At 63.6% G+C, this 12,484-nt stretch carries 4 protein-coding genes; all 4 read right to left on the bottom strand.

Annotation, left to right across the window (positions count from 1 at the left end; translation table 11 throughout):
* The 4 genes from ACMFWR_RS01735 to ACMFWR_RS01720 all read right to left on the bottom strand — a co-directional run bounded on the left by ACMFWR_RS01735 (position 1) and on the right by ACMFWR_RS01720 (position 12,412).
* Positions 1-1,698, bottom strand: a complete 1,698-nt coding sequence (locus ACMFWR_RS01735; RefSeq protein WP_413194730.1) for a GspE/PulE family protein — start codon at positions 1,696-1,698, stop codon at positions 1-3.
* A gap of 158 nt (positions 1,699-1,856) precedes the next feature.
* On the bottom strand, positions 1,857-3,044 hold the full coding sequence (locus ACMFWR_RS01730; RefSeq protein ID WP_413193337.1) for a type II secretion system F family protein: 1,188 nt from the start codon (positions 3,042-3,044) through the stop codon (positions 1,857-1,859).
* A 143-nt stretch (positions 3,045-3,187) separates the two neighbouring features.
* Entirely contained in the window at positions 3,188-3,628 is a 441-nt protein-coding gene (gene gspG / locus ACMFWR_RS01725) for a type II secretion system major pseudopilin GspG (RefSeq protein WP_413193336.1), read from the bottom strand.
* Positions 3,629-3,778: 150 nt separating this feature from the next.
* Entirely contained in the window at positions 3,779-12,412 is an 8,634-nt protein-coding gene (locus tag ACMFWR_RS01720; RefSeq protein ID WP_413193335.1) for a discoidin domain-containing protein, read from the bottom strand.
* Positions 12,413-12,484: the final 72 nt, after the last annotated feature.

Here is a 12,484-nt window from a genome sequence, read left to right as displayed (position 1 = left end):
TTAAGCATTGAGCGTCACCCGCTTGACTTCGGTCAGCGTGGTCTCGCCGCGCTTGACCAGGCCCAATGCCACTTCGCGTAGTTGCCGCGTGCCGTTGCGGCGCGCCGCATCCTTGATCGCGCGGATGGGCTGCTTCTCGACCACCATGTCGCGAATCTCGTCATCGAGAATCAGGATCTCGGCGATCGCGCGCCGGCCTCGATACCCGGTACCGCGGCAATCACCACACCCTGTCCCCTGCATGAAATTAAACGTCGTGACATCGGCGCGCGTGAGTCCGACTCGTGCGAGTTCGGCATCGGTCGGCACATAGGGCACGGAGCAATGCGTGCAATTCACGCGCAACAGTCGCTGTGCCCAGATGCCGTTGAGGGCCGACACAAACGCATACGGATCGATGCCCATATGTCCGAAGCGGCCAAACACATCGAATACGTTGTTCGCGTGGACCGTCGTCAACACAAGGTGACCTGTCAGCGCCGACTGCACCGCAATCTCGGCCGTTTCGCGATCGCGGATTTCACCGACCATGATCTTGTCCGGGTCATGCCGCAGAATCGAGCGCAGGCCGCGCGCGAACGTCAGGCCTTTCTTCTCATTGACGGGGATCTGCAGAATGCCGGGCAGCTGGTATTCGACCGGGTCTTCGATCGTGATGATCTTGTCGCGGCCGTTATGAATCTCCGTCAATGCCGCGTATAAGGTCGTCGTCTTGCCGGAGCCCGTCGGCCCGGTCACGAGCAGCATGCCGTAGGGCTCCTCGGCGAGCGCGCGCAGCGCGACAAGCGATTCACTGTCGTACCCGAGTGCTTCGAGCGTGAGCGAACCATAGGCCTCGATCATCGCGCGCTTGTCGAGAATCCGGATCACGGCATCTTCGCCGTGAATGCTGGGCATGATCGACACGCGCAGATCGATGTCGCGCCCGCTTGCCGCCACGCGGAAGCTGCCGTCCTGCGGCACGCGACGCTCAGCGATATCAAGCTCGGCGAGCACCTTGAGACGCGAGATCACCTGTTCGGCCGTTTCAACGCCATGAATCGTCGCGGCCGAATCGAGCACACCGTCGACGCGATATTTCAGGGCAAGGCCACTTGCGGTGCTTTCAAGGTGGATATCGGATGCGCCTGCCTTCAGCGCGTCGTAGAGCGTCGAGTTCACGAGCTTGACCGCGGGGCTCGCTGCCTCGCTGACCGTTTCGAACGAGAGCACCTGTGCCGTGCGACCGTCGACCCGCGCATCGCCGCCTTCGGTCACGAGACTGTCGATCGCGCGCGCCGACTCTTCCATGCGCGTGTGGTACGCCTGAAGGTCAGACGGCAAGGCGAGCCGCACGTCGACCTCGGCACCCGCCTGTGCACCGAGCCACGTCTGAAGATCGAGATCGAACGGGTTGGTCGTCACGCCGACAAGCTTGCCGCCGTCTGCACGCAGCAACGCGCACCGCCGCTGCATCGCTCTCGACAAGGGCACGCGGTCGAATGCCGGACTCATCGCCAGCATGTCCGACGTCTCGATGACGTGCATGGCAAGCATCTGTGCGAGCGATTGCAACACTTGCCGGGGTTCGACACCCGTCAGCGCTTCGAGCTCGACGATGATCGACCGCTGCGACACCGCGGCTTGCTCGCGGGCACGCGAAAGCGTTTCGATATCGAAAAGCGACTCCGCGGTGCTCGCCGGCCTCGTTGCGCCCATCGCTCCGATTTGCCCCGTCGACCCAGGGGATTGCGTCGCGCTCATCCGGCTCGCCGAGCCGATTGCCGCCGTTGGTGTCACGACTTCGATTGTTTCGGTCGCGTCGGTCGCTTCAAACGTTCCAATCGCTTCGATCGCGTCCATCGATTCTCTTTGCGTCATGAGAGGCTTTCCGCGAGGTCGAAGATCGGCATATAGAGCAGCACGACGATCGTGCCGACGATCAGCCCGATCGCCGACATCAGCAGCGGCTCGAACATGCGCGTGAAGCGGTCGATCCAGCGGCTGATCTCGCCGTCGTAAAACGCGGCCGATTGTGTGAGCATCGTGCCCATTTCGCCGGAGCGCTCGCCCACGCGCAGCATGCGCAGCGAAATCGGGGTGGTCAGCCCTTCGGATTGGAATGCACTCGACAGCGCGTCGCCCGATTGCACGGCAGCGCGTGCGCGCATCAGCCCTTCTCGTAGCCCGGGCGACACGGTGCCGCTGGCCGTCTCCATCGCGGCGACGATCGGAATGCCGCCTTCGAGCAGCATGCCCAGCGTCAGGTAGAGCCGCGAAAGCTGGTAGATCCGCAAATGCGGTCCAAGCACGGGCACGCGGCCGAGCAGACTCACGAGTCCGACCTTTGCGATGGTCGCGCGTACGGCTGCCGTAATGGCAATGCCTGCGCCCAAGGCACCCGCGAGAAGCGGCAGTCCATGCGACGAGGCAAACTTGCCCCAGTCGAGCAGCACCTGCGACATCCAGGGCAGCGCACGTCCCGTCCCTTCGTAGATGGTCGCGAAACGCGGCACAACAAAAGCAATGAGGAAGGCCGACACGCCCCCGCCGACGACGAGCAGGATGCTCGGGTAGATCGCCGCGCTGACGAGCTTGTTGCGGACCGTATCGATGCGCGCCTGGTAATCGACGTAGCGCGAGAGGGCGCGCGGCAGATCGCTGGTGCCCTCGGCCGCGCGCACGATGCCGACGTACAGCGGCGGAAACACATCAGACTGCTCGGCGAGCAGGCTCGAGAAACGCTTGCCTTCGCGCAGGCCGGCAAGCAATCGTTCGAGCACGACGCGCAGCCGTGCGCCGCCTTCGCGTTCGAGCAGCGCTTCAAGGCCTTCGACGATCGACAGGCCGGCTAACAGCAACGCCAGCAATTCCTGGCTGAACAACACGAGCGAGATACCGCCGCGCCCGCCGGCTGCGCGCCTGAAACTTCGCACGGGTGCGAGCCGGGTCGCGTGCAGGCCGCGCGCTTCGACCTGCGCGCGCGCATCACGCTCGTCCTGTGCGTCGATGACGAGGGCGACGATCTGATTGTCCGGCGAGAGCGCTCTGACTTCGTATTGCATGATGCTCGGCTAAACATGGCGTCGATATTCGCGACGCACGGGTGACGAAACGTGAAGCGAGACACACCCCCGTGGCATTCGCCGAATCGCCCGATCTCGAGCGTCTCGTGCGCTGCGCTACACGTGTGCGCGCTCCCGTCGCCTTATTCGCTGCTGATATCTGCGTCTTCGCCCGTTCCACCCGGCTGACCATCGCGGCCATACGAGATCACGGCGTAGTCACCCTTGGTGCCGGGGACCTGATAGACGTAGGGGTGACCCCACGGATCGAGCGGCACATCCTTCTTCAGATACGGGCCGCCCCACTTGTCTGCCGTGGCCGGCTTGACCACGAGCGCCTGCAGACCTTCTTCCGAGGTCGGGAAACGTCCGACGTCGAGGCGGTAGTTGTCGATCGCCTTGGTGAGCACGTCGATCTGTGCGCGCGCGACGGTCGCCTGCGACTTGCCGAGCTGATTGAAGTAACGCGGGCCGACGATCGCCGCGAGCATGCCGATAATCACGAGCACCACGAGCAATTCGAGCAGCGTGAAGCCGCGTTGACCTCGCTTCAGACGCTGAGTCCTACCCAATCGATACCGCATCGAACCACCCTTAAAAATGAAAGGGGGCGCCGCGAAATCGGGCGCCCTTTTAATACCACCTCAGCGGTGAATCAGCCCGGCGCGAACACTGCGGGGTTACCGCGGCGTCCGCGCCGGTCATGCTTCAGTCGCGGCGTGATCACACGTCGATCACCATCCAATACCCAGCACGATGTGCTCCGGATTCGGCGACTGAATCGTCGAACTCTGGTTGTCCACGTCGTCGAACGAGAAGCCGTAGGCGAGTCCGCTGACGTTGTGGTCGTGCCAGAAGCGCGCGTATTCATTCGACGGTGAAGCCGCGTACCACGCCGACGGCGTGCTCCACTTCGTCACATCCTCGACGACGTGACGGTTGAATGCCGCGCCGATCTGCGCTTCGATCGCCTGCTCCACCGCGGTGCCCGATGCAAGCGGCCCGCTGTCCTGGATCACTTGCGTCGTCGTCGGCTTGCCGATGTTCGCCACTTCGCCCTGGAACTGACCGTTGTTCAGGTTCACTTCGTTGAACACGATCGTGTCGCCCTGGGTACGACCGCTGAACTGGCGCGCACCGACCGTCACGACGAAGTCATGCGACGCGTAATACGTCCAGGCTTCGTTGATATACGCGTCGAAGTACGTGCTGTTCGCTTGCCCCGCCGCGAACGTGCTCAGGCCCGGCGACATGATTCGATACGGCGACGACGGCACCGGCTGGAACGCGCTCGAGACTTCCTTCGCATAGGCGGCCATCAGGTCGGCATGGTGCTGCGTGATGCCGGTCTGCTGGTGCCACGTTCCGCCCTGCGCGTAGACGTCTTCCGTCAGCGGGAAACCGAACTCGTCGACTTGCGTTGTGTTGATCCAGACACCGTTTCCGCCGTACGAAAACTCGTACCAGTCGAAGTTGATGTTTTCGTTCGGGTCCGACGTGTTCTGCGGACTCGGGCCTGCAAAGGCGACATTGCCGTTGATATCCTGATTGACCGCGATATACAGCGGGCTGCCGAGCGACACGTAGAGACGGCCTGCGCCCATCGGCGGAATTACCATCGACTTGAACTGCGCGAGGGAGAAGCCGTGGTTCGGGTAGCTCTGGCCGTTCGCCGGCGCCGTCAGGTGATTGGCCGCGGTGTTGTCGGCGACCGACATCGGCGTCAGCGTGCCATCCGGATTGAGCCACGAGAACACGTTCGTGACCGGATCGCGCCCGATGCCCACGATGTACACCTGATCGTCCGTATAGGCGCCCTGTGTATTGTTCGCGAGGTCGACCGTGATAAAGCCCGGCTTAACCGTGTAGTTCAGCTTCGTGCTGTTGACCGACAGCGTGGCCGGGTTCGACGCCGACACCGTGCCGTCAGGGCCCGTTACGTTGACGCTATAGGCCGAACCGTTATCGGCAGCCGTCGTCGCCGGTGTGTCGTACGTCCGCGAGGTCGCACCCGTCACCGGCTGCGTACCGCGCAGCCACTGATACGTGTACGGTCCCGTGCCCGCCATCAGCACCGCGAAGTGGCCACTCTGGCCGACCGGCACGGTCTGCGTGGCCGGCTGTTCGATAAACGTGGCCTGCGGCTGCGTGCCCGAATTGCCCGAGCTGCCCGAGTTACCCGACGATGCACCGTTGTTGTAGACCTCGAACTCGTACAGCGAGTAGCCGTACGGCGACGAACGCTGAACACCCTGCATGCGGATATAGCGTGCCGTCGTGGTCGGGACCGGGAAGTCCTCGACACCGCCCTTGCTCGCATTCTGCGTGTAGATCGTGTTCGTCCAGTTCACGTTGTCATGCGACGCCTGAATCTGATACGCGTTCGCGTGAGCGTTTTCCCAACGCAGCACCACGCGATTGAACGTCTGCTCCGAGCCCAGATCGACCGTGATCCAGGCGTTGTCGACGAAGGCCGACGACCAGCGCGTGGTCTGATCGCCATCGACCGCATTGGTCGGCGGCAGACCCGCATTCTCATCGCCGCTCGACGTCGCCGGCTGATGCAGCGCCAGGTTCGTCGTGGCCGCTTGCGACACGAAGCTCACGCTGATGCTGTGTGCCGCGGTGACATCCGTGAACGTGTACGAAGGCAGCACACCTACCGACTGACCATCGACCGTCATGCCGCCGACACCAAAGCCCGTTGCCGGCACGGCCGTGAAAGTCGGCGATGCACCGAGCAGCACGCCGACCTGACCACTCGGCGTGATCGTGCCGTTCGCGCCAGCCGTTGCCGTAACGGTGAACTTCGGCGTGTTGGCCGTGTTGTAGATCTCGAACTCATACAGCGAGTAGCCGTACTGCGTCGCACGCTGAACACCCTGCATGCGGACGTAGCGCGCGGTCGTGAGCGCAACGGGAATGTCTTCGTTGCCGCCCTGGCCGGCCGTCTGCGTGACGAGCGTCGACCACGTCGCGTTGTCGTTCGACGTCTGGATCAGGTACGACTTGCCGTACGCATTCTCCCAACGCAGCACGATGCGGTCGAACGCCTTCGGCTGACCGAGGTCGACCGTGATCCATGCGTTGTCGTTGAAGTCCGACGACCAGCGCGAACCCAGGTTGCCGTCGACCGCGTTGGCCGCCGCCCATCCTGCGTCCTGCGCGCCGCTTGCCATCACGTTCATGTTGAGCGCGAGGTTCGGGCTCGATGCACTGTTGCCGTTGCCGTTGCTTGCGCTCGGCGTGACCGTCAACGTGGCGACCGAGCTCGTCACGCTGCCTGCCGTGTTGCTGACGACAACGCTATACGTCGTGCCGTTGTCGTCAGTCGTCGTGGCCGGCGTCGTATAGCTCGGCGTCGTCGTGGTCGCAACGGGCGTGTTGCCCTTGAGCCATTGATAGCTCAGCGGGCCGGTACCCGTAGCCGCCACCGTGAACGTGGCGGTGCTGCCCTGATTCACGGTGATCGAGGCCGGTTGCGTCGTGATAGCCGGCGCAACGGCCTTGACCGACAACGTGGCGGTGGCGCTTGTGACGCTCCCCGTCGCGTTGCTGACGACCACCGCGAATTGCGCGCCGTCATCGTTTGCCGTCACTGCCGGCGTGGTGTAGCTCGGCGAGGCACCCGTCTGCACGGCCTGACCGCCGCGCAGCCACTGGTAGCTCAGCGTGCCCTGGCCGCTTGCCGCGACAGTGAACGTCGCGCTGTCGCCCGGTGCGACGGTGACCGAAGCCGGCTGCGTCGAGATGACCGGAGCGACCGGCTGGTTGTACACCTGGAATTCCCACAGCGAGTAGCCGTAGCCCGTGTTCTTCGCCGTGCCGTACATCCGGACATAGCGCGCCGTGACCGGCGTGAACGTCATGTCTTCGATGCCACCCTGACCGTTGGGCTGGTTGAACGCCACGTACGACCAGTCCACACCGTCATTGGACGTCTGGATCTGATACTGCGTCGCATACGCGTTCTGCCAGAACAGGATCACGCGATCGAACGTCTTCGCGCTGCCGAGATCGAGCTGGATCCACGACGGGCTCACGAAGGACGACGACCAGCGTGTGGTCATGTCGTTATCGACTGCAGCAGACGCAGGATACGCATCGCTCTCGAGGCCGCTCGACGTCGCCGTCGAACCGATCGCGAGATTCACGGCGGCCGAAGCCGGACCGTACGTCACGTTGATCGAATGCGCTGCCTGAACGTTGTCGAACGTGTAGCCCGGTGCGATACCGATGCTCTTGCCGTCGATATCGACACGCGTGACCGCAAGGCCCGCAGCCGGTGCAAACGTGTACGTCTGCGTGCCGCCCTGATAGATCGACGTGCTGCCGGCCGGCGTGATCGTGCCGCCCGCGGTGGCCGTTGCCGTCACCGGGAACTGCGGCGTGTTGGCCGTGTTGTAGACCTCGAACTCATACAGCGAGTAGCCGTACTGCGTTGCGCGCTGCGTGCCGTACATGCGCACATAGCGGGCCTGCGTCGCGGTAAAGCGAAGGTCTTCCGTGCCGCCCTTGCCGTTGGCCTGCGTATAGACGTCCTGCCAGTTCGAGTTGTCGCTCGAGACCTGGATCTTGTACTGCACGCCATACGAGTCCTGCCAGCGCAGCACGACGCGGTCGATCGTCTGGACCGAGCCCAGATCGACGTCGATCCACGACGGATCGGTGAACGACGATGACCAGCGCGAACCGAGGTTGCCGTCGGTTGCATTGCCCGGCGTATAGCCCGAGTTTTCGTTGCCGCTCGACGTGGCGACCTTGCCCAGTGCGAGGTTGGCGCTCGGTGTGGGCGGAGGCGGCGGGGTACCGCCGTTGTTGCCCGTGCCACCGTTGTTGCCGGTGCCGCCGTTGTCGCCCGTACCGCCATTGTTGCCGGTGCCGGTATTGCCGGTGCCATTGCCGCCCGTCGTTGCGGCGACGACGGTCAGCGTGGCCGAACCGCTCGGCACGGTGCCGCCGGCGTTGCTGATCGACACGCTATAGACCGCACCATTGTCATTGGCCACCGTCAACGCCGGCGTCGTGTACGTCGGGTTGGTGGTGATCGCGACAACCTGGCCGTTACGCATCCACTGATAGCTCAGCGGACCCGTGCCGGTCACGCCGACCGTGAACTGCGCGCTCTGTCCTTCCTGCGCCGTCACACTCGACGGTTGTGCCGTGATCACCGGCATCGCAGCCGATGCACCCGATACGCACACGGCCCAGCCCGGCGTGTTGTTGATGATGCCCGCCCACGCCTGACCCGACGACGACACGAAGTACGCATCGCCTCCGTTATTCGGCACCGGCGTCGTCGTCCACGTGCTCCACGGCGACGGGAACGCGCACGACGCGTAGTTGGCGCGTGCAATCGTCATCGCTTCCGCTTGCGTCGGCAGACGCATGCCGACGGCCGAGCAGTACTGCGCTGCGACGGTCTGCGTGAACTGCGCGCCCTGTTGCGGGAACGTCGTGTAGTACTGCTGCCAGACGAGGCTGCTTGCGTTGTCGCGCACGGTCGGCACGAACGGGCCCGACGGCAGGCCGTCGATCGTCGACTGCCACGTGCCGGGCTTCGCGCCGAGCACCGTGAAGCGCTCGGTCGCACTGCCGCACTGCGGCGCATCGAGGACCTGGAACTCGAACAGCGAGTAGCCGTACTGCGTCGCGCGTTGCAGGCCCAGCATGCGGACATAACGGGCCGACGTGCTCGCGAACGTGTGCGTTTCGGTACCGCCGAAGCCTTGTACCGGACCGCCGAGCACGCTCGTGAAGTTCACGTTGTCGTTCGACACCTGGATGTCGTACTGCGACGCGTAAGCGTTTTCCCAGACGAGCACGACCTTGTCGAACGTCTGCACCGAACCCAGATCGATCGTGATCCACGACGGGTCGATGTTCGGGGCCGACGACCAGCGCGTGGCCAGCGAACCGTCGATCGCGTTTTGCGCGACCAGACCACCGTTCTGATCCGAGCTCGACATGGCCTTCGCGCCGAGCGCGAGGTCCGAGTCGTCGGCGCCGCTGACCGTCAGCGTCGCCGGCGTGCTCTGCACGCTGCCCGCACTGTTGGTCACGGTCACGACATAGTTGCCTGCGTCGGAGCCTTGCGCTTCGGAGATCAGATAGCTCGACGAGTTCGAGCCGATATTGACGCCGTCCTTGCTCCATTGATACGAGAGCGGCGTCGAGCCCGTGGCGTTCACATTGAACGTCACGCTCTGGCCGAACGGCACGGTCATGCTGGCCGGCTGCGAGACGATCGACGGTGCCGTCGCCACGCTGACCGTCAACGCGACCTTGTTCGACGTGATCGTGCCGGCACTGTTCGTGACGACGCAGTCATAGGTCGCACCCGAGTCGGTGACCTGCATGATCGGCGTGTCATACACCGGCTGCGTTGCACCCTGGATCGCGGTGCCGTTCTTTTCCCACTGATACGTCAACACCGGCGAACCCGATGCGCTGACCGCGAATTCAGCGCTCTGGCCAGCGGTGATGCTCTCTGCCAGCGGCTGCGTCACGATCGCGGGCTTCTGCGGCTGCACGATGGTCACGACCGCCGAGCGCGACGGCACATTGCCGCTCGCGTTGCTGACGGTGACGCCGAACGTTGCACCGCTGTCGGTCGTCTGCAGGGCCGGTGTCGTGTACGTGTAGCTCGTCGCACCCGGAATCGCGATGCCGTTCTTCATCCACTGATACGAGATCGGCGCTGTGCCGGCCGTCAGCACGGAGAACTGCCCGGACTGACCGACCGTGACGATCGTGTCGGCCGGTTGCGTGACGATCTGCAGCGCGGCCTGCGCTTGCGGGCCGACGTCGAGGTCGTTGCCGTCGAACGTTTGAGCATTGACTGCCGGCACCACGTTGAACGTGGTCGAGCCGCCAGCAAGGCCCGGCGCGCTCGCCGTGACCGTCACCGTGCCCGGCTGGAATTGCGTGCGCACGGCAACCTTCGTCATACCGCCTTCGGCGATCAGGTGCGTGTCACCCGGCGCGTGATAGCCCAGGGGCTGGCTGTCGGTCACGTAGTGATCGGCACCTCCGCGATACGTGCCCGGACCGCTGACGGCGAACGTCAGCTCCTGGTTCGCATCGGGCACGAGGATGTTGTTCGCGTCGACAACTTGTGCCGTGATGATCGCTGCATCCGTGCCGTTGGCCGTCAGCGCGAACACGTCGCCATTGGGCTTGACCAGGCGCGGATCGACCGTCAACAGGATGTGCGTCGCTGCGCCGGCCGTCACGAGCTGATCGCTCGCGGCAACCTGCTTGTTTGCGTCGAGACACTGAGCCACGAGGGTGCCCGGCGCCCACGTCACGTTGTCCCAGTGGACCTGGCCCGGCAGCAGCGTGGTGTTCTGCGTGATGTCGGCCGACGGATCCGAGTTCTGCGGATTCGGGATCTGTTCGCCACCGACTTGCTGACCGTTGAGGACCAGGCGCACGCTCGGGCAATTGCTGAACGCGTTGACCCGCACGATACCCGTGCGATTCCACGTGTTCGCCAGCTTGACGACCGGCTTCACCTGGAACGGCGTCCACGCGGCTTCATAGATGTAGTACAGCAGGCGCGGCAGACGGTTCCAGTCCATCATCGAGGCGCCGTTCGAGCGCACCTCGGTGTTCAGCACGCCGTCAGTCTGCGTGTTGATTTCGCCCGGGGTATCGGCGAGATACCAGTGCGCGATGCCGAACGACTTGCCCACCATGCTGTGGACCCAGTCGCGGATATAGCTCGCGGCGAACGCGATTTCGTAGTCGTACTTCCAGCGGCCGACACCGTCACCCCAGTATTCGGAGCCCCATGCCGGCGTGCCCGGGTAGTCCTTCTTGACGTTGATGTCGCAACCCTGGCCGCTACAGCCCAGGATGTCGCCATTCGCCGGGTTCGGTGTGCGGTCCGACTGCGCGCGCGTGTTGATCGGGTCCCACTGCTGCGAGAGCGTCTTGAGCGACTTCGCAAAGTTGGTGTCCGTTGCGCCATTGTCCGCTTCCCACGACAGCACCGACGGGTGGTTGCGATCATGAACGATCATGTCGCGATGCAGCTCGGTCTTGAGCTGGGCGTTGTCGAGCGTCGTACAGCCGGTTGTGACCGACGACGAGCAGATCAGCGCAAAGCCGTTTTCGCCGTCGCCGCTCGGCTGGACCATCATCACGCCGTACGCGTCGGCGGCGTCGAGGAAGTCGCGGCCCTGGCTCGAGTGCCCAGGGCGATACAGGCTGCCGCCTGCCTGCGACAGCAGGTACAGGTCGCGCCACTGGAGTTCGGGCGGCACGGCCGAACCGAGCGCCGGATAGTCATAACGGCCCGATGCGCCCCACAGGTAGTGCGCATGGCCATTGATGATCGGGAAATTCTGGTCCCACGTGATCGTGCGGATACCGAGCGGCGTCGACTTCGCATCGACGACCACGCCGTTGATACTGACCGAATGAATCACGCGGTACATGTACGGCTTGCCGTACACGCTGTTGTTCGGATACCAGAGCGTCGGGTTGGAGACGGTCAGGACCTGATCGAACAACGTCGGGTTCAGCGAGCCGGTCGCATTCGCCGGCAAGGTGCGCGCATCCTGCGCGGTCGCGACGACCGTGCCGTTCGCGTCGACGATCTGCGTCGTGAGCGTCGCCGGCTGGTCGCTCGGGTTTTCGTTGAGGACGTTGGTCTGCACGCGAATCGTCGCCGACGAATCGTTCGCCGAGATCGTCGAGACGTACGTACCCCACGTGTTGAGCACGGCGTAGACGTTCTCGGGGATATGCACCTTGTCCGTGATGTGCATCCACACCGGACGGAACAGACCCGTGTCGTCCTGACCGAAACGGAAGGCGCCCGAGAAGCTCGGCGACTCGAAGAACGTGTCGCCACGCGCGACCTTGACGGCCAGCACGTTGTCCGCGCCGCCGAATTTCACGTAGTTCGTGATGTCGACGATAAACGGGATAAACCCGATCACGTGTGTCGCTTGCGGGTTGACGAGGCTGTTGCCCTTGATGAACTGGCCGTTGATGTAGACCTGAGCACCCGTGTGCGCGCCTTCGAACTCGACCAGGATCTTGCGATTCTGGAGCGACTGATCGAGCGTGAAGTGCTTGCGATACCAGTTGATATTGCCTGTCAGGAAGCCCTGACCGCCACCCGACTGGGTGTTGATGAACGTATCGTTGTCCGCGGGCGTCTGCGGCACACCGATCGAGCTCCACGTGGCGTCGTTATACGTCGGCAGGCTCGAATTCGGATCATCGACATCCTTGATGTACTTCCAGGGTGTCGCGCCGAGATTGATTTTGATGTGATTCGATGGCGGTAAAGAATCACCGGCGAAGGCGTGCGTCGCGATGAGGAGCAATAGCCCCCAAATAACGAAAAGCAAACCAGCACGCTGCCAGGCAAATTGCCTAACATGAGGATGCATGTTGAATTCCTGGATTTTTATGCTTTTTTC

Origin of the sequence: Pararobbsia alpina (assembly GCF_965118125.1) — a bacterium.
GTDB classification, from domain to species: domain Bacteria; phylum Pseudomonadota; class Gammaproteobacteria; order Burkholderiales; family Burkholderiaceae; genus Pararobbsia; species Pararobbsia alpina_A.
This window is presented reverse-complemented; position numbering and strand designations above follow the sequence as displayed.

Coding starts and splice junctions, on each gene's coding strand:
- ACMFWR_RS01735 (WP_413194730.1), bottom strand. CDS start 1,698: ATGGGCGCAACGAGGCCGGCGAGCACCGCGGAGTCGCTTTTCGATATC.
- ACMFWR_RS01730 (WP_413193337.1), bottom strand. CDS start 3,044: ATGCAATACGAAGTCAGAGCGCTCTCGCCGGACAATCAGATCGTCGCC.
- gspG (WP_413193336.1), bottom strand. CDS start 3,628: ATGCGGTATCGATTGGGTAGGACTCAGCGTCTGAAGCGAGGTCAACGC.